Consider the following 19,371-nt stretch of genomic DNA (forward strand, 5'->3'; position numbering starts at 1 on the left):
AACTTCTCCATCAGCACTACCGTCATGCTCTGCGCCATGATGAAGCGTTTTGTGCAAATCAACCACTGCTATTGCCAGTAGCTGGGTGGTACCGCGCAAGGCCAGCTTCCGACGGCTCGACAGACTGTGTAGCATTGGCAAAGGCTGATGCTGCCTGCCGCTCGCACCGATAAGGAATGGTGAAAGCATATCTGCTCCAAACCCTCTCGCATCGCTCTTGATAGTCGAGGTTTGGCAACGCGAGCACCAGAATGCTTCGACTCCAGGAGGAATGATGTCGACAATCGAAAATGCCAAGCGGATGGCCAAGCGCTTGCGCAGCTCACTTGAGGCGCGCAATCACGAGATATCCCATTCGGCTGCTCTTGAAATGGTGGCTCAGCAGTTGGGTTACACGGATTGGAACACGGCTTCTGCAGTGCTCCCACACGAGCCGACCAGCCCTGCCATCACGCTGAAGAAAGCCATACCGATACTGCGAATGTTCGATGAAGCGAAGGCAAGAGAGTTCTATCTCGATTTTCTTGGCTTCAGCGTTGAGTTCGAACACCGTTTCGAAGCAGACCTTCCTCTGTATCTGGGGCTCAGCCGAGACGGTCTGCAAATCCACCTCTCCGAGCACCATGGCGACGCCAGCCCAGGCACGACCATTTTTGTTCCCATGCAGAACATTGAGCTGTTTCGGGATGAGCTGATCGGCAAGCGCTACGGCTTTGGCCGGCCAGAGATTGTGGAACAGGACTGGGGGAAGCTTCTGGAGGTTTATGACCCGTTTGGTAACCGGATCCGGTTTTGCCAAAGTTGATTTGCTCCTGAGCTAGCCCCAAGTGCTCCGCTGATTCGGGTGGTCAACCTCGTCCTTTAAATGGGTGGCCGCTGCAGCGTGACCCACTCCTGCACTGACGGGCGCTGCCATTGACGCTGCGCGTAATCCTCCAGTTGGGCTGGAACGACATCGCCATTCAATATCAGTCGATTCAGCATTAGCGCGAGATCAACATCGACAATGGACCACTGGCCAAACAGATAGTCCGGATTGTCGGCCAGCAATAATTGCGCGGCATCAACCAGCTTTTGTGCGGCTAACTCGGCTGACACTGACAACGGCCCGGACTTGACGCCGTAGAACACCACCAAGGTGGAACGCTCCTGGCGGATGGGGAGCAGATCACTTCGCAGCCACGCCTGGATTTGCCTTGCCTTGGCGCGCTGTTGTGGGTGATGCGGGTATACCGGTACCTGCGGGAAGACGTCTTCCAGATATTCGGTGATCGCCGATGACTCTGATAGAGCGAAGTCGCCGTGGACCAAGGTGGGTACTCTTTGGGTTAGAGAAAGGCGAGCGTAGTCCTTTGCCTGGTTTTCCAAGGTGTCCAGGTTCAGGGGGGAGAGTTCGAAATCGATGCCCTTTTCGCGAAGTGCGACGAAGCAGGACATGGCGTAGGGGCTGGTGAATTGGGCGTCGACGTATAGGCGTGGTTTGGAGTTATTGTTCAAGGCGTCAGCTCCGTAGGTAGGAAGCTACACGTTGAAGGGTCTAGTACTATAAGTAAAATTCATGAATTTTATGGGTGTATTCCTCGTAGGAATGCGGTGGTTGTGGCTTCTCACTCGATAGAGGCTCTATCGCCTCTATTCATCCCTAAAGATATTGATGATGAATCTGCTGCGACCCAATGCTGCCGACCTATAGCAGCCGTTGCGAAAGCAATGGTCTTGCTCATTTTCAAAGGCTGTAGCGAACTCTGTGGGAGCGGGTTTATCGAGGCGTCGAACCGCCGCGAAGCAGGCAACGCGGAGGATGGCACGGGCTACCCCCGTGTTCGCGGGTGAACTCGCTCCCAGAAAGATCACCTCTGAACCCACTGGCAGCTTCACGCCCTGAGGAAGTCAGTCAACCCAAATCGAGGGTCTTGAGAAGCGGTGAGCCTCTTTCCTTTGGCCTTCTGCCGACCACTTTCACCGCTCTTTGAAGTTACTCCAGTCCACCAACTGACATTTAGCCGGCCACCGGAATAGCCCATCCCAAACCAAATTGCCGCTAGACAGCGGTGACGCAAAGGTCACTCCTTTTGGGAGTGGAGCGGCGCGAAGGTCATACCGAAAAACCAGCCTCCGATCATTGCCAGCCAAATCGATTTGTACCCGTCGACGTTGTAGGCAAGCCAGTGGTTGATAGCCGTAATCACAACGAATGCTGCGAAAAATTGCTTGCGGGAGTACCTGCTCAAATAGCGAGCAACGGTGGATTCAAATTCTTTAAGCTTCTTCACTGCGTTTCATCCTTGAACACCTTCCGTAATCGTACGCCATCCCCTAACTCAGAAGCCATGCTGCAGACCGTCGAATCGGCAACCGAAGAAGTTAGCTAATGGTGAGCCCTTCACGCAGCGATTCCAGCCAGACATTGCGGGAACCGTGAAAATGGTCTCTGAGGCGGTCTTCAACGTGTTCTGCTGACCATACAGCCGCACACTCCAGCTCGTTCGCTTCAGCCATTGTGCCAGGTCTGATCGCGCCTGTATCGCTTCGATAAATGTGCACATGGCCGGAAATCTGGTCGACGATAAAGTAGTCACGTGGCTGAAGGAGAGTTTCCCCAACGACGCCTTTTGAGACTTTAAGCCAGCGCCCGCTAGTGATGGCCTTGTTCATTACACCGATTACAAACAATAGTTTGAGCGGTTTCTCAGCCAGGCGCTTAGCATTCAATCTGCTGCCGATCGGCTCGAAGAAAGCGACCTCTGCCCGGCTTACAATTTGGCCGTAAGCGTATAGACTCTCCTCAAGTTGAATCTCCACGATTGAGCCAATGGTGACGGTCTGTCTGGCCAACTATCTACTCCTTGATAGAACATTATTCTGGCGCACCTGCCCCTCCGGCGCTGCCCGCCAGCGCCTTGATTTGCGCCTGGATCAAACTCAGAAGCATGGCTGCGTGGAAGTATCAGCCATGCTTAGTTTTTGTCCAAGTCAAACTACCACTGCCCTCAAAATCAGTTGTCTCAACGACCAAGTAGTGGGCGATCATCTTAGCGATCAACCAGGCAAAGCGGATGTCCCCCCCGGCGAATGGCGTCCAAGTCAACGCATCCGGTCAGGCCATTTGTGTACCAACCGAGCAAAGGTGGGCTGTGGATCAACGAACCAAGTGTTACGATCCGCCCCTTCAAAGCAGCGCTCAAAGCGCTGGACATCCGTGAACGTCGGCAGTACGACACCCGCCACACCTACGCAACCACGTGCCCAATGACTAGGATGAACCGAAGCGTTCATCGCGAACCAGCTTGGTCATAGCGTTGAGATGTTGCTCTCTACCTACGCGAAATGGATCAGCTCCTCCTCGGACTGGAGAGAGCTGGAGAAGCTGCCGCCCCGAGTCGAATTGGCCCAAAATTGGCCCAAAACTGACGATAGGGCCTAAATACACCTCTGGAACCCCCGCAGGACAAGCACTTGATTTCTACCGCCAACATCACCATGCGCTACTGCATGGGGTTTAGCGGGTGGGGATGTGTTGATTTTGCTGGGCGAGACACCTCTTACTCCCCCACCAAAACGCATGGGTTGGTTCGCAAATTGGTCCGGGGCCATTCATTCGGCTCTAATGCCGAACCGGCATAGCTTTGAGATGACGCTTGGGTTTAGGGGGGCGTCGAGGGCCGCTGTCGACCCAAAGCTGCCCTTCACGAACGGCAGGAATCGGCCAATAGCGGCCATTCCCACGCGACGGCAGGCAATGCATAACTCTCACAGAATGGAGATTGGTCAACCTTTCCTCATCGCCTAAGGAGACGTTGATCATCCAAGGCCAAGGCCAACGCTTAGTAAGGGGGCGGCGGCGTTTTACTTGCCGGATCCATACCGTAATCAAGAAGAGGGGTGAGAACTTTGAGAATTTCCGGAGCTGGCATACCTCCATATCGGGCTGAATCGCCTATGCGAGCGGACTCAACCGCGCTTTCCAGATGAACAGAGGATTCCAATGCTCCAGCATTCACTGCATTGTAGTCTTCTTGAGCATCAATAATTTTTCTGACCCCTCCTTCTTTTCCTATGATGCTTCTGGCTGCCTTGACCTTGGCGCAGTACTCGGGGTCTTTCTGCTTATCACTTTTGTCGCAATTGTATTGCAAATATACCTGCGAGAGCTTGGTTGAGATATCAGAAGCGGACGCCACTGCTTCTGGATTTGCCGTAACCCAGCCAAACGAGCTTTGACTAAATTCAGCGGCATGAGATGAGGTAATTAATACCGCCATCCAAGCAGCAATAGTGGAGCGCATATACAATCTCCTATATCAACCTTTACTGGGCTTGACAGATTTCGGGGTGCACAATCGCATCAGCACGACATTTGAGCTAGAGGAATATGGGTGGCAGCACGATTGGTGCGCCAATTATTAATGTCTGCCTATATATAATAGTTTGATTCCAGTACATTTCTATATAGTAAGGCTCTGGACTGATAGGTATAGCTCTCCAGCCAAAAACACCATATTCATTTGTGAACGAGGGGGCACTTCTACCGAACAATGGGTGTACCAGAAATACGGTGACACCTGGCACAGGGCCTCTCACTTGAGATACAAGCTGTCCTTGTACCGGGACCATTGCTTCCGCAGAAGCTATCGCTCCATATGTAAAAATTGTCATTACCCAGAAAAGAAACAAAGCGAGCTTTAATTGTCTCATAATGGGGCACCGAATTTACCGACTTTGACATCTGTAATTGGGGGGGGCGTGAAAGGAAGTGGTGAAATTTGCTTCTTCAAATCGGACTCTGTTACATTGCTGGGCGTCAACTCTATTGCTCCGATTTTTGCTATCAGCCGACCTTCATCTATAATTCTCACAGGAGTAGTTAAAGTTTCATAGCCGGCTGCTGTTATTTGCACCACCAAGACAGACAGGTCTGGATATACGCGCCCAGCTATCACACCATTGTCACTATCCGCAAGCCCCCAACTTACTGGGCGCACCACGACAGAAACCCGACCTTTAAGGTTCTTAATTTCGCCTTCGAACTCTATAGGCTCTAATTCGTTGGGCTTAAGAAAAGCCAGCGATAGCGCAATAAATAGAAGTCCCACTAAAAAAAACGCGACCCCTGGAACTTGAGTATTAATTCTAAACTGACGCTTCCATTCAATGGTGATCGCATCAGCTGCTGGCGTGGCGGCCATTGTTATTGCACCTTTGGCGACCAGCCAGATGCCTCCCAGCACCATAGAAAGACCCGCGATCGCTCCGAGTAGTCCTACAATATCGAAAGTAGTCATACCAATCATCCCGTCTAGGAAATTCTATTAAAAATAGAAACTAGCCCAAGCGGAACAGCATAATCACGCTACAGATGGCGCCTAAGACCTCCTTTTTTAGGAGCGTAGACCATAGCTCGAGAAGCGTGCATGCAAATGTACTGTAGTGGTGGGATCAGCACTCAGTTCGTCGATTTACCAGATGAGGTGGCCCTTTGAGGTATTGGGGTCGTTTGTTACGAGTATCTGGGTTCACCGCAGGTTTGGCTTCCTTCTGCCCGATTGAGCTTTGGGCGGCCCGGACCTTCAAAAAATCAGAAAAAACTGTCTCGCTGAATGGCCGCACCGAAGCAGACGTTCAGACTGAGGGAGCCTGGCCGAAGGCTGCCCGTGAAGACCGACCGCAGCGGGTCGATAGCGGCCCTCCACGACCGGCCGCTATCGACCCATAGCTGCCCTTGGCGTAAGGCAGCAAACGGCCATAAGCGGTCCTTCTGGAAGGGCAGCTTTTGCCTTGAATTCAAGCTACGGGTCTCGATTATCCCGCAAGCCAGAGCGGCAAAAGGTCAACCACTTCTGGAGCCGCAGCATCCTCAAAAGACTTAAAGTCAAAGTTTTGGCACATTAAACTGAGCTCGTTCAAGCTAAACCTCTGCCGAATTTTCAGCATTACCTCGTTCATATTCACACCATTTTCGTCCTGAGTGCGCAAATTCCAACGGGCCAGTTCCGTGCTTTCTTCGTGTTCGGCAGACTCTACGAGGCGGTGATCTTTTATCAAGGATAGCGAGTATCGTGCGGGAGAGAGCCTTCCAGAAAGAAACCTTCCTGCCAGCATGTAAGGATTCACACTGCAAAAATCTTCTGATATATCAGCCATGTAGATTAATGGCAGATAGATTCCTCGCATAAAGTCTGACAAACTAGCAATCACCATTAACCAATTCGTTATAAATTTATACGTTGCAACATCCCTTAACTTGGCAGTATCTCCCAATGCCTGCAAATTCCCGGGAAGGCAATGTTGCACAACGAAGCGCAAAACTGCTCGCCTTGCCAGCGCATCTACTTCGAAATTCTTACTATTATACTCCGTCTCCTGTACAGGATACGGCATCATTATAGAGGACCTGCCTTCTACCAAAGAAACCTGGCTGTAGTGCACATCGCAATACAGTCTCATCTCAAATTCCTTTCGGCTATTGCCCTCCTCCCAAAACTCTGTTTCCTTCACATCATAGCGATGGAGTAAAAATCCTCCATTAAATGATTGGAAGCTTTGTAATATTCGATTCTGGCAATTTTGCCATTCGCAGCAGTTCATGGATCGACGAAAAACCTCCATCAACTTGTTTGCTCTGTACATGCTAAAATAGAATCCGTGACGCCCCATGAGTTGTACCCGCCACGGGTCGCCCTTGCATTTAGCTCCGTTCTGCCAATGCAACAACTGCTCCTTGGCCTCAGGGGAAAGCTTAAGATTTTTATAAGAGTCAGCATCAATACGAAGGATGCTTGGCGTACAGTTCTCCAGTAGCTGAGCGTGGCTCACAGAAAGACTATTCACTACAAATCCATCACCGGCTTTTGATAGAATATTTTTAGTACCGCTGCTATAGGGAAGAGCGGCGATAACATCTTCGTAGGTCCAGATTTTTATATTCCGATGGTGAGCGAAGTTATTTAGCTCTGCTTTATACAACGGACCGGCAGGCAAAGCACCCGAGATGATGAGCATGTAATCAATTTGCGGAACGGTTTCAGGCAAGTCTTCGGGAAGCAGGTTTTTCAGAAACTCTAAAAATCTGACCTTAGCCCCGCCATCGCGCAAGTATATTTGCCACCTTTCGACTTGATGCACGGCTGAAATAAAGTCGCTATGGAATTTATCAGGCTTGTTTTTTTGGAAGATCTTCCGAACTGAATTTTCAAGTTCGATCAGGGTTATTTTAATCGCCCCGAGGAAACCGACACGTACACAAAATCGGTAATTGCTCGATGATTGATAGGAAGTTTCGAGATCACAACATTGCAGAATACTCCGCCCGAAAGCACGTCTGGCGTGGGTATCAGGCTTGAATTTTGCGCCATGAACTTTTGAATTGCATGTTCATTTGCCTTCGCGCCTGAATCATTGTGTGCATTCCCCTCGTACAATATCTCGCGAAATTTTTTGATTAGCTCATTATTGGCTTTGTGCATATGTGGAGGCTCGAATGATTAGGAAACACTGGATAAAGCGTGCACACCCGTTACTCCCTCGTGAAGCCGCAAGGTATACAGGAGCTTTTGCCAAGATTTCGAACACTCAGCATTTTGTGTGGCGAAGTAGTTAACCTTCATGAACGTAGAAAAGACTTTGCATGCATTCTCTCTGGGAGATAGTGACCGATCGCCATAAATACCCAATCAAATCCATATACCGGATTAAGTGTCCTTGAATTTATGTATGAAGTGGCGTTCAATTTGATCAGCCTCTTGCCACCCCTGAGTTTTCATCGAATTAATTGCTTCGCGGATCGGTTTAATCGTTTCAATATCGCCTACGATAATGGCGGCGGTAACTGTCTTCATCAGCTTTCGTGGGCTATCCGCGCTTTCAAAAGTTGAAACAATCATCTTACCTAACTCCGCTCTGGTGACTGCATCGTGCTCAGGGGCAATAAGCTCAGAGACCCTTCGCACTAAATCCTTTTGGTTTGAATCCCAGGCATCTGCTCTCCGAAGGACGTTTATGACTGTGCGGATTATTTTGAGCGATAGCTGGGATAACTTCATACGCCGAGCAGCTGATATGACGACATTGAGAATTGTTATCGAAGGGTGTTCTAAATCGATATATGCCTCAATCATGGGTTCTAAACGTAATGTGGCCGCCCTCTCCGTAGCGCTGACTCCAAGCTGCAATACCGCGAGAGTTTCGTCAGCCGGGAAGTTGTGCTTCATCACCCAAGATGCAGTTTGTTCAATAACTACAAGCTGTTGCGCTGGCGAACCCATGTCTTGTACTCGATACACAAATCTTCGCCGACCAGGAGCATTCGGCTCGCGTTCGAAGAATTCGAGCATGCGTGGGTAGAGCTCCTCATAATCTTCACGTCGCCTGAAGCTCAATGCCAAACCAACGTCAACACTATCAATGACACGGTCCGCTTTTGCCGCAGCAAGAAACTTTTGCTCAAGCGCAGGTTGCCCGAGTGACAGGAGCATTTTTGCCAAGCGATGAGCGTCTGAGAATGACGCATGGTCAAACAGTTTCTGGATGCCATCCGCCAGATTTTTTCGTTTTGAGTTCACCTCTTCGATTAGGCCGTCGTCAGCTAGAACATCTCTCAGTAAACGCACCACAAACCGTCGCTCTGCTACCATCTCCGGATCGCAGATGTCACAAAATTTGATGGCGCGATCAACAATACTCAAATGCTCATTTTCGAGGATTGCCTGCGCGACTAGGGAATGGCCAACCTTCAGGCGAGAGACCCCGTTTTTAGTTTTTTGCAATGACACCAAACCAAAAAAACTTTCGTCTTTCCAGAACGCTATCCCATTAGGTCGAATGCGTTCGAACAGCGACAGCGGAGCCGATTGGTCATAGCTACCCGGAACGCACAGATCTAAGAAATCATGGAATGCCGCTTTGGTACGTAAAGGCCTAAGAACATTGGCGGCAAACTCGTTCAACGATCCTCCCTGTAGCGTCAGCGATAACGCTAGAAGTTGCCCATGCTCCATGAAGCGCGCGATTTGACCGGTTCCCACCTGCGCCGCAGGCTCTCGATCAGTACTGATAAGGTCACGCAGCTCTTCAACAAGCTCAGTTGACAGCGGCCCGAGGCGCACCGGGTGGATTGCAAGCATGGTCATTTCCGATTTCTGGGACACAGCCACAGGTCGGCTCGTTCCAAGAACACACAGGCCGGGTCTGATATGTCGCTCAAGAGCCTCAACAAAATCGGAATGTCGCCATACGTCATCGACTATCAGGAGCAGCGGTTTGCTGGAGAGCATCAGCAAACTCAAAACCGCCTTCCAGCTCGCATCATCAACTTCTCCGGGTACAACCACCTCTAACACAAGGTGACTACCTGCTTGATGAGCATCCCATGCAATACGGCGGACCATAGCGCTTTTGCCGGTGCCAGAGTTGCCCTCCACGACAACCATCCCGCCCGAGGCGCGGATATCGGCTAAGGCTCGGACTACTTCCGGAACCTCTGACCTCGACACGTCTAGACCGTTTGCTACTGCAGCCCATAAGCTCTGAACTGCACCGTGAAGAAATGCAGTTCGCATCGACCTCGTCATGACGAGAGACCGTTTGGTTGGAAGTAGTCGGCAAGCAGCCCCATCCTTTCCAGGATGTCCCTCGGGCAGGCCTACGAGGTTCTCGACGACGTCCGAAACTTGAAAGCTTGCTCTCGGCACGAATGCTGCCTGTAACCTTGTGATACTCGACCGTACATGCTCTGGCGGCACACCAAATCTCACGAGGTTCCAAGACGCTTGGGCAGTAAGGTCTGCGATCGCCTCCTCATGGAGAAGAATCTCGAAAGTCGCATTTCCCAAGACATTTCGGAGGCATTCCAGCACCTGATCCTCGTCCAGGCCTTCTCGATACTTTTCTGAAATCAGTGGTGCGATTGCCTCCGCATGGTTCTGGATGAAGACTCTTCGCAAAATCTGAAAAGCACTCTCCTCGTAAGGCGCACTCGTGCAAACAAGACGAAAACAAGGGAAATTAGCGCCAAGACCCTCTCGTGCCGTAACGGTGATCATGTCCCGTGCAAAACCAGCAATGACATCTTTGAGCTTTGAGTAGCTGAAACTGCCTTGCTGGTGATCTTTTGCTTGGATTAAGAGCTCACGATTCCCGGCAAATTTGAGATCGACGTCCTGAGCACCTTCATACCGCAGCTCCACAAGCTCCCTTTCTCCCGTTAGTAGCCAAGTAAGCCTAACCAGCGCGTAGGCCTTCTGGAATGAAAACCCTTTCTCGGCAATAGCGCCCCCCGTCCGAGGTTGGGTATTAAGATCGTTGCCATCCACAGACCACGCTGAACCCATGCTTTGTTCCTAAGGATTTCTACAAATTTAAAGTTGTCACCGGCCAAGCCGGTGACTCGCCTGAGTGCGGATAGTCATACAGAAATTGGGCACCGGTGCCACATTTACTGGCTCAGGCTAAGCGTATCATTTCCGTAGTACACCAGCACAAATCAGCTACGAAATTACAACGCCACCTGAGGCCAGGTCACCACTACATAGGGAAGGTTGAATATGAACACCAGCGTAGAAATGCCAATAGAGACCGTTTTGTCAGAAAGCGACTCGGATCGGATCGAAATGTTACCCACTTCCTACCTCGACCAAATACTTGATCGAGCTCAGGCTCACGCTACACGGCATTGAGCTTGGCCCTGAGAGAACGACTCGATGCGTCAGCTAGCTGACCAATAGCTGACCTCAGCGAATGACAGCTATGGGTCGAAAGTGGCCGTTCGCCAGTGACCACTACCGATATTCAGCGAACTGGAACGACGAGCGCTCGTGTATCAGGATCGGCATCGAATGCTGCCTCTACGAGTAACCAACTTGGCGCAAGCTTCGTGTCGATCATGGCTTTTACGGCCCGTTTACGACAAGTCGAACAGGGTGAGCATTCATAAACATACAGAAGACAATCAAGCGACTCGTTGACAGGGTTCGCATCACAGAACCGCAGAAGTTGCCTAACGACACGATGCAGTTCTTCATTATCCTCAAGCCGTGGCAGGTATTGCACGAAGGTTGCGAAGTCGCCCTCAGCGGAATTATTCACCAACAACGCAACTCCGTTGGCGAAATCGCCATCTGCTATCAGTCGCTCCGCTGTTACCCGCAATTGTGGATGGCTGATCGCGGCGAAGGCTGTAACGGCTGCCAGTCTCAGCGGCTTGTCAGGTTGGTCAATCCATCTGAGCAGTCGTCGTTCAAATCGCGGAACGCCTGTTTTCGCAAAGCACTTGAATAGCTTCTTGGCATGCTCAGGCTGCTCCACGCTCATCAACGCCATGAAGATTGCCTCGCGTTGATCGCTGCTGGCTTGCGCGCCCCATCCGCGAAACCAGTGACATGGATCTCGTGGTTTGTTGCGAAGGTGCGTCAGGATATCGTCGGCGGTAAAGGCTGATAGTGAAAAGTCGGTGTTGCGTCCGGCGAGACCATCACGTGAAGTGCAAACCTCTGCAAGATAGCGCGAGACATCAGCATCGGAGGTGGCGGCACGTTCTAGCAGGGCAAGCCCTTGTTCAGCGCCTGGGGAAGCAAAGCATCGTGAATATAATGTGTCATCGACCCAGAAATCGGTATCGGCTCGCAACCATCGACCCAGTTGCCTGGCGACATGAATCAAACCGTTCACGCCATCAAGGGCAACAATATCGTCAGCAGCGATGACATCGGCTGTGTCCGCCGCACGCGCAAGAGACGCGTACAACAGTTTCCTGGCATCATCCATGCCCGCAGTAGCAAGCAGTTTCAGTATGCCACTACGCTGATTGAGGTCGAATAGGTCCTCGTGTGATGGCGCCAGCCCTTCAGCCTTGATTGCCTCAAAAATCTCAGAATGCATCTGCGCAGTCTCAATGATCGAGAAGAGCCACGGCGTGCGCTTGGCTTCGGCCTGCGGATCATGAACCTGACAGAACAGGCATGCTCCAATAATCAGGTCTTCAAGCCCGGCGGCACCATGGAGCAGTATCTGTTGCAGTGCCCGGCCATGGCCTGCTCGGAGTGCGGCAGCGAAAGCGGTGCGGGTGATAGGCTCTCTGAGCATGAGATATCTCGTGATAAGGCTCGAATAGTTTAGTGCGTTGAGGTCTCGGCGGACAGGACCCAGTCAGGAATCAGCGGGCCAACTCAACCCCAACCTTCATGCACGCCTAGAACTGCTGCTGTGAACACGCTCAAAAGGCCAGAATCAGCCTTCATCCTTCTGCCGGCCATGGCCAAATGCAGAGCCGTCGACGCGAAGCAGGCAACGCGGTGGATGGCACCGGCTGTGCCGGTGTTCGGGGGTAAACCCGCTCCCACAAAGATTGCTTTTGGGCTCAATGACAGCTTCGAGTTGAAAGCTGCCACTCGTGACCGGCTGATATCGACCCAGAGCGGACGTTCAACTGCATTATGTTTGTGTAATGCCTGAAATGCTCACCATGACATCGCCTGCGCCTGTCAGAGCGAGCGCCGCCCGCGCGGCGCATCGCGGATAAATCCGCTCCATTTGTTGCAACGTGCCGAACCTGTCAGGCCATAGTTGCCTGCCTTGGCGCATGGCGTGAGTCATGCGGGGCGTCGGCAGTGCCCATCGTGAAATTGAGCCATGCACACCAGGCTGACAACCATGGCCTATCAGGCATCTCGCAGTTGGCCGATATCCGCAAGATGGCCAGGACCATGACCTGCCAAGAGGTGCAGGAAGCCACCGGCTACCCCAGGCAGGCGCCGTTCCGAGCCGGTCGCGAGGGCAATTTCGTGTTCCGCCTCCCCGAGAGTAAGAACACTGGGGTGGATAAGCGAGAAGTTCAGCGCCAGATCCAGCGGAACGAAAAGCGCATCAAGGAGCTGAAGCTTGTCGAGCGCATCTGAGCCCTGCGGGATGAGGGCCAGCATCGCGCCTAGGTGGCCAAGCAGCTTGAGGTCAATTACGGAACACTGGTGAAGATCATCGAACGCAACAACATTGATTTCCCGAAGGTCCGCGCCCGCAAATGAAGCGTATCACCGCCCGCGTTCGGCACGGCCGGCGCCAGCAATGCATCAATTTACCACCCAGCAGCTTGGGAGGTATCGGCCATGGCTGAGCAGAAGACCTGAGCCGCGAAGCACTCCACGGACTATCGGCTGCAGGCGGTCCAAGCGCTTGGATATCAGGCTGCGCCGCACATCGTGGACTGCGCAGACCTGGGCGTGCCGCAGCACCGGGTGCGCCTGTTCATGGTGCTGACACGCAGCAAAGCACCGCTGATGCTGCAGCTACCCCAAGAGCGTCATGTCCCAGCCGCCAGCTTCCTCGACTTCGACGCCGGTCGCTGGTCGCAGATCGAGAAGCCAGGCCGGACCCAGTCCACGCTTGACCGGGTGCGCAACGGCCGCCAGCGCTTCGGCGATCGGTTCATCATGCCCTACGACGGCAAGGGTTCCGGCACCACCGGCCGTGACATCAGCCGACCTATCGGCACCATCACCACCCTGGACCGCTGGGCACTGGTCGACGGTGACCGCATGCGAATGCTCAGCGCCAACGAGGCCCTGGCCGCCATGTATTACCCGCCGACACCCTGCGCCCGGACAACCACCGGCTGAGCATGCAAATGGCTGGCAACGCAGTAACGCCGCTGGCCGGCCAGAGGGTGATTGAAGCGCTGCTGAAGGCGGCTTAATCACCCACACCTATTGCGCCGAAGCATCGGCATCGTGTGAATTTGGTTTGATTTCCGTATACCAGTGGGGCGGCTCACCTACCCCCCAGATCACGATATTGATCTTCTGGCAGTGCTCACACTGGAACTCAAACTCAGGCCTTGGGTCATCGGGGTCGAAGTCCATTGCCTCCCCACAGCCCGCACAGCCCGACATTAGTGTCTCTTTATTGTCACGCTCGCTCATAACGCGCACCTCTCTGCAATACGTTAAGCGTAGCCAACTCCAACGCCACAGAATCACGCCAGCCCGACGAGGTATCCCCATGCCCACAGAAAAAAATCGATTAGCCTGCATTTCACAAACGAAGCGATACAAGCCAGACCTACGCTGCCTTTTTCGAGTTCATGTTCTTCACTGGCCTTCGGCTATCCGAAGGCCTTGCGCTGCGCTGGGATGCGGTCGATACGACCCAAAAGACCGCTCATGTGCGGCAGACGATTGCATTGGGGGTGGTTGAGGAGAGGACGAAGACCGGGAGGGCTCGATTTGTGCTGCTCAACGACAGGGCGCTGTATGCCCTGGAGTTCGCCAAGCAGTGCGCGGAACGCCGCAGGCAGGGCAAAGGACAATTCACTGAATCGCCGTTCGTCTTCCCGCCCGGGAAGAATGGGGAGCACGTGAAACAGACGTCGGACCTGCACCACCAGTGGCGCCCGATCCTCAAGGGCCTGGGGATCCGATACCGCCCCCCCGTATAACTGCCGTCACACCTATGCGACAATATGCTCAATGTCTGGTCTCAACCCCGCATTTATCGCCCAACAGCTCGGGCATAGCGTGCAGATGCTCTTATCGACTTATGCGCGCTGGATTAACTCGTCCAACGACTGGCAGGAGCTGGAAAAGCTCCAAATTGGTCCGAAATTGGTCCGTAGCTGCGACGAAGCCACGTAAGTTATTGATAGGTAAGCCTCTTGATCTCCACCGCCAACATCACCATGCAATTCGGCTCCAAGCCGCTGTTCGAAAACGTCTCGGTCAAATTCAACAACGGCAACCGCTACGGCCTGATCGGCGCCAATGGCTGCGGCAAGTCCACCTTCATGAAAATCCTCGGCAGCGACCTGGAGCCTTCCGGTGGCCAGGTGATGCTCGAGCCGAACACCCGCCTGGGTAAACTGCGCCAGGACCAGTTCGCCTACGAAGAATTCACCGTCATCGACACGGTGATCATGGGCCACGGCCAGCTGTGGAAGGTCAAAGCCGAGCGCGATCGTATCTACTCGCTGCCGGAAATGACCGAGGAAGACGGCATGGCCGTCGCCGAGCTGGAAACCGAATTCGCCGAAATGGACGGCTACACCGCCGAATCCCGCGCCGGTGAACTGCTGCTGGGCCTGGGTATTCCGCTGGAACAGCACTTCGGGCCGATGAGCGAAGTGGCGCCGGGCTGGAAACTGCGTGTGCTGCTGGCACAGGCGCTGTTCTCGGACCCGGACGTGCTGCTGCTCGACGAACCAACCAACCACCTGGACATCAACACCATCCGCTGGCTGGAAACCATTCTCACCGCGCGTAACAGCACCATGGTGATCATTTCCCACGACCGGCACTTCCTGAACAGTGTCTGCACCCACATGGCCGACCTGGACTACGGTGAGCTGCGCGTCTTCCCAGGCAACTACGACGAGTACATGACCGCCGCCACCCAGGCGCGTGAGCAGCTGCTGTCGGACAACGCCAAGAAGAAAGCCCAGATCGCCGAGCTGCAGACCTTCGTCAGCCGCTTCTCGGCCAACGCCTCCAAGGCCAAGCAGGCCACCTCGCGCGCCAAGCAGATCGACAAGATCCAGCTGGCCGAGGTCAAGCCGTCGAGCCGTGTCAGCCCGTTCATCCGCTTCGAGCAGACCAAGAAGCTGCACCGCCAGGCCGTGACCGTCGAGAAAATGGCCAAGGCTTTCGACGACAAGGTGCTGTTCAAGGACTTCAGCTTCACCATCGAAGCTGGCGAGCGTGTGGCGATCATCGGCCCCAACGGTATCGGCAAGACCACCTTGCTGCGCACCCTGGTCGGTGAAATGACCCCGGACAAGGGTGATGTGAAGTGGACCGACAGCGCTGAAGTGGGCTACTACGCCCAGGACCACGCCCACGACTTCGAAGACGACGTGAGCCTGTTCGACTGGATGGGCCAATGGACCACCGGCGAGCAGGTGATCCGCGGCACCTTGGGCCGCATGCTGTTCTCCAACGACGAGATCCTCAAGTCGGTGAAGGTGATTTCCGGTGGTGAACAGGGCCGTATGCTGTTCGGCAAGCTGATTCTGCAGAAGCCGAACGTGCTGGTGATGGACGAACCGACCAACCACCTGGACATGGAGTCGATCGAGGCGTTGAACCTGGCGCTGGAGAACTACCCGGGCACGCTGCTGTTCGTCAGCCACGACCGTGAGTTCGTATCGTCCCTGGCCACCCGCATCATCGAGCTGACGCCCGAGGGTGTGGTGGACTTCAGCGGCACCTACGACGATTACCTGCGTAGCCAGGGCGTCGTGGTCTGAGTCAATCGTACGGGGGGCCGCTTTGCGGCCCTTTCGCGACGCGTCCCACCGGGCAAGGCTCGACGATGAAATAATCATTAGCCTGCTTTCATTTCCTTCGCGCAACGGCCATGATGAAGCCACGCCCCACCGCCCGCCCGCGAACGAGCCCATGACCGCGCAACAACCCTCCCCCAGCACCACCCCCAACATTACGCTGCAGATCCTGTCGATCGTCCTCTACACCTTTATCGCGTTCCTCTGCATCGGCTTGCCGATTGCGGTGCTGCCCAGCTATGTGCATGACCAACTGGGCTTTGGCGCGGTGATCGCCGGGGTGACCATCGGCCTGCAGTACCTGGCCACCCTCCTCAGCCGGCCATTCGCCGGGCGTGTGGCAGATACCCTGGGCGGCAAGCGGGCCATCCACTACGGGTTGTTCGGCATTGCCGGTTGCGGGGTGTTGACCCTGTTGTCGGCCTGGACCCTGACGCTGCCAGTGTTGAGCCTGCTGCTGTTGCTGGTCGGGCGCGTGATGCTGGGCGTGGCCCAGGGGCTGATTGGCGTGGCGACCTTGAGCTGGGGCATCGGCCAGGTGGGCGCGGAGCACACGGCCAAGGTGATTTCCTGGAACGGTATCGCCTCTTACGGGGCCATCGCCATCGGTGCGCCGGTGGGTGTGCTGGCCGTGGACGGGCTGGGCTTCAGCGTGCTGGGCCCTGCGCTGCTGGTGCTTGCTCTGGTGGGATTACTGGCACTTCGTACACGCCCGGATGTGGTTGTGGTGCGTGGCGAGCGCTTGCCGTTCTGGTCGGCGTTCGGGCGCGTCGCGCCTTGCGGCCTGGGGCTGACGCTAGCCTCCATCGGCTATGGCACCCTGACCACGTTCGTCACCCTTTATTATCTGGAGCGTGGCTGGGCGGGTGCGGCTTGGTGCCTGAGCGCGTTCGGCGTGTGCTTCATCATCTCGCGGCTGCTGTTCGTCAATGCGGTCAACCGCTTTGGAGGTTACAACGTGGCCATCGCCTGCATGGCCACCGAGGTCGTCGGCTTGAGCCTGCTGTGGCTCGCCCCTTCCCCGCCCTGGGCGTTGCTGGGGGCCGGGATGACCGGCTTCGGGCTGTCGCTGGTGTATCCGGCACTGGGGGTCGAGGCGATCAAGCAAGTGCCCAGCAGTAGTCGAGGTGCCGGGCTGGGTGCATACGCGGTGTTCTTCGACCTGGCCTTGGCTATCGCCGGCCCGGTGATGGGCGCGGTCGCCGTGCACCTGGGCTACGCCTCGATCTTCTGCGTTGCGGCCCTGCTTGCCCTGTCAGGGGTTGGACTGACGCTGCTGCTGGCTCGGCGTAGCCACCGCAGTTGAGCGCTCGGCCGGTTGCGGCGCGCCCAGCGCCTGGCTGAAGAACGCCGCAGTGTCCCGCTGCAAGGAGTGGTGAATATGCTGGCGGTCGACGCCATCGGCATCCTTGCACAGCACCGGCATGCGGGCACGCTGTTCCTCATCGCAACGGGCCATGAACACGAAATGCCCGGCACCGGCCAGCAGGCGGTAATCCGGGGTGAGCGGAAGCTTGCGGGCCAGGGCTTCGGCATTGCGGTCCACCGCCACCAGCTGGTCGCTGTCGCCACTGTAGATCAACGCCGGTACTTTCACGCCAGCCAGGGCGTGACGGCCGAACATCAGGCTCAGCGGCGCCATCAGCATCACCGCCCCCACTCGTGCGTCGGCCTGGGGGGCCAGCTCGCTGCGGTCGGCAATCAGCACGCCGTGGGTCTTGCAGGCGTCGGCATCGCCTGGGCGCTCCAGGCAATAGCGGCGCAGGCGGTCCAGGTCGGGCTGCGCGCCGGACAGAATCAAGGCCGTCTCACCGCCGGCTGAATAGCCAATCACCCCCACTTTGCCATCGTTCAGATATGGCCCCAGCAACTGGTCACCACGGGCGGCGGTGATGGCGGCACTGATCTGCAGTGGGCGGCCGTAAAGGTTGCTCAACGTGCCCAGGCGGCTGTGGTCACGGGCGTTGTCGCCGGGGTGAACCACGGCCACCACGACAAAGCCCTGGCGGGCCAGTGCCGTTGCCAGGTAGTGCAACGCCAGCGGACTGCCGGTGTTGCCATGGGACAGTACCAGCAAGGGGAATTGGCCCAAGGCGACCGGGGCCTCATCGGCCACGCGGACCGGGTAGCCGTCGATACGGCTGGTCCGGGGCTCGCCGGTGGATGGATAGAACGCCAAGGCCTGCATGGGGCGGGCGTCGACCGGGTCGGCCAGGGTCATGCGGTGCAGACCGACCTCCCAAGGCTGCGCCTCGGCACGGGCCAGCAGGCCACCGAACAGGACCAGCGCCAACAAGATTCGGGAGGTGCTCATCGGCTGGCGACCCCTGCGGAGCAAAAGGATGGAGCCAGCATAGAACCAGCAACGCCTGGGGCGGATGAAAACTAAATGAAAAAAACGGCTGACACCTAAGGTGACAGCCGTTTCTTTTTACGCTTGAGGATCAGGCGGCAGCGAACAGCTCGTTGGCAATTTGCGCCTGAGCGTCATCAATCGCTTTGCTGCGCTGTTCCGGGCCGTAGGCCAGGCCGTGGGCACGGACGATTTCCAGGTCGGTGACACCGATGAAGCCGAGGAACACTTTCAGGAAGTCTTCGTGGCCGACACCGGTCGGTTGGCCAGCGTGCAGGCCGCCTGCGGTGGACACCAGCACCACCTTCTTGTCGCCGCACAGGCCTTCAGGGCCGGCTTCGGTGTAGCGGAAGGTCTTGCCGGCGACGGCAACGCGGTCGATCCAAGCCTTGAGTTGGGTCGGCACGCTGAAGTTGTACATCGGCGCACCGATCACCACGGCGTCGGCGGCCAGGAACTCTTCCAAGGTTTCGGCGCTGAGCTTGGCTTCGAACGCCTGGGCGGCATCGCGCATGTCTTCAGGGGTGCCGGCGGCAACCAAGGTGGCGGCAGAGAAGTGGGCGATGGCGTCGGCGGCCAGGTCGCGGTAAACCACTTCGATGCTTGGGTCCGCGGCTTGCCAGGCTTCGACCACTTCGCGGCTCAGCTGGCGGGAGGCGGAATTGTCGCCCAGGATGCTCGAATCGATATGCAACAGTTTCATGGGACTCTCCTGTGAATGAAGACCGCGGCGGTGGGCGATCACGATGGGGAGAAT

General features: G+C 55.4%; 15 protein-coding genes and 2 pseudogenes. 6 read left to right on the top strand and 11 right to left on the bottom strand.

Annotated features, from left to right (window positions below; translation table 11 throughout):
- Window positions 1-274 precede the first annotated feature (274 nt).
- The gene (locus PspTeo4_RS09730; RefSeq protein WP_322363486.1) at window positions 275-805 is read left to right on the top strand and encodes a glyoxalase superfamily protein; all 531 of its coding nucleotides are present in this window, start codon (window positions 275-277) and stop codon (window positions 803-805) included.
- A gap of 56 nt (window positions 806-861) precedes the next feature.
- Here PspTeo4_RS09730 and yfcF read toward each other — a convergent pair whose 3' ends face one another.
- From yfcF to PspTeo4_RS09770, 8 genes are all read right to left on the bottom strand, one after another.
- Complete coding sequence (gene yfcF / locus PspTeo4_RS09735; RefSeq protein WP_322363487.1) at window positions 862-1,497, bottom strand: glutathione transferase; 636 nt, start codon at window positions 1,495-1,497, stop codon at window positions 862-864.
- 566 nt (window positions 1,498-2,063) lie between these two features.
- Window positions 2,064-2,273: a hypothetical protein gene (locus PspTeo4_RS09740; protein ID WP_322363488.1), complete on the bottom strand. Its 210-nt coding sequence runs from the start codon at window positions 2,271-2,273 to the stop codon at window positions 2,064-2,066.
- A gap of 91 nt (window positions 2,274-2,364) precedes the next feature.
- Window positions 2,365-2,835 (bottom strand): Imm26 family immunity protein, encoded by a 471-nt coding sequence (locus PspTeo4_RS09745; protein WP_322363490.1) that lies wholly within the window; start codon window positions 2,833-2,835, stop codon window positions 2,365-2,367.
- A 989-nt stretch (window positions 2,836-3,824) separates the two neighbouring features.
- Window positions 3,825-4,286 carry a hypothetical protein gene (locus PspTeo4_RS09750; RefSeq protein ID WP_322363492.1) on the bottom strand — a complete coding sequence of 154 codons (462 nt, stop codon included), beginning with the start codon at window positions 4,284-4,286 and terminating at the stop codon, window positions 3,825-3,827.
- 405 nt (window positions 4,287-4,691) lie between these two features.
- A complete protein-coding gene (locus tag PspTeo4_RS09755) occupies window positions 4,692-5,282 on the bottom strand; it encodes a hypothetical protein (protein ID WP_322363494.1) in 591 nt (196 codons plus the stop codon).
- A gap of 517 nt (window positions 5,283-5,799) precedes the next feature.
- Window positions 5,800-7,092 carry a hypothetical protein gene (locus PspTeo4_RS09760; protein WP_322363495.1) on the bottom strand — a complete coding sequence of 431 codons (1,293 nt, stop codon included), beginning with the start codon at window positions 7,090-7,092 and terminating at the stop codon, window positions 5,800-5,802.
- Window positions 7,093-7,688: 596 nt separating this feature from the next.
- Window positions 7,689-10,325 (bottom strand): hypothetical protein, encoded by a 2,637-nt coding sequence (locus PspTeo4_RS09765; RefSeq protein ID WP_322363496.1) that lies wholly within the window; start codon window positions 10,323-10,325, stop codon window positions 7,689-7,691.
- A 457-nt stretch (window positions 10,326-10,782) separates the two neighbouring features.
- Window positions 10,783-12,075: a hypothetical protein gene (locus tag PspTeo4_RS09770; protein WP_322363498.1), complete on the bottom strand. Its 1,293-nt coding sequence runs from the start codon at window positions 12,073-12,075 to the stop codon at window positions 10,783-10,785.
- 524 nt (window positions 12,076-12,599) lie between these two features.
- Between PspTeo4_RS09770 and PspTeo4_RS09775 the strand changes: the two genes are divergently transcribed.
- Entirely contained in the window at window positions 12,600-12,887 is a 288-nt protein-coding gene (locus PspTeo4_RS09775) for a hypothetical protein (protein WP_322363499.1), read from the top strand.
- A 255-nt stretch (window positions 12,888-13,142) separates the two neighbouring features.
- Window positions 13,143-13,681 (top strand): annotated as a pseudogene (locus PspTeo4_RS09780) (DNA cytosine methyltransferase); the annotation flags it as partial.
- A 10-nt stretch (window positions 13,682-13,691) separates the two neighbouring features.
- Here the strand turns inward: PspTeo4_RS09780 and PspTeo4_RS09785 are convergent.
- Window positions 13,692-13,907, bottom strand: coding sequence for a hypothetical protein (locus PspTeo4_RS09785; protein WP_322363500.1), 216 nt, complete (start codon window positions 13,905-13,907; stop codon window positions 13,692-13,694).
- 131 nt (window positions 13,908-14,038) lie between these two features.
- Between PspTeo4_RS09785 and PspTeo4_RS09790 the strand changes: the two are divergent.
- The 3 genes and pseudogenes from PspTeo4_RS09790 to PspTeo4_RS09800 form a co-directional block, all read left to right on the top strand.
- Window positions 14,039-14,618: pseudogene (locus tag PspTeo4_RS09790) on the top strand (site-specific integrase); the annotation flags it as partial.
- A 20-nt stretch (window positions 14,619-14,638) separates the two neighbouring features.
- Window positions 14,639-16,225 carry an ABC-F family ATPase gene (locus tag PspTeo4_RS09795; protein WP_322363501.1) on the top strand — a complete coding sequence of 529 codons (1,587 nt, stop codon included), beginning with the start codon at window positions 14,639-14,641 and terminating at the stop codon, window positions 16,223-16,225.
- Window positions 16,226-16,376: 151 nt separating this feature from the next.
- Window positions 16,377-17,567 carry an MFS transporter gene (locus tag PspTeo4_RS09800; RefSeq protein WP_322363502.1) on the top strand — a complete coding sequence of 397 codons (1,191 nt, stop codon included), beginning with the start codon at window positions 16,377-16,379 and terminating at the stop codon, window positions 17,565-17,567.
- On the opposite strand, the gene PspTeo4_RS09805 is transcribed toward PspTeo4_RS09800, so the two are convergent.
- Window positions 17,517-18,575 (bottom strand): dienelactone hydrolase, encoded by a 1,059-nt coding sequence (locus tag PspTeo4_RS09805; protein WP_322363503.1) that lies wholly within the window; start codon window positions 18,573-18,575, stop codon window positions 17,517-17,519. The two genes, PspTeo4_RS09800 and PspTeo4_RS09805, sit on opposite strands and share 51 nt — an antisense overlap.
- A 130-nt stretch (window positions 18,576-18,705) precedes the next feature.
- Window positions 18,706-19,317 carry an FMN-dependent NADH-azoreductase gene (locus PspTeo4_RS09810; protein WP_322363504.1) on the bottom strand — a complete coding sequence of 204 codons (612 nt, stop codon included), beginning with the start codon at window positions 19,315-19,317 and terminating at the stop codon, window positions 18,706-18,708.
- Window positions 19,318-19,371: the final 54 nt, after the last annotated feature.

This window comes from Pseudomonas sp. Teo4 (assembly GCF_034387475.1).
In the GTDB taxonomy this organism is placed as follows: Bacteria; Pseudomonadota; Gammaproteobacteria; order Pseudomonadales; family Pseudomonadaceae; genus Aquipseudomonas.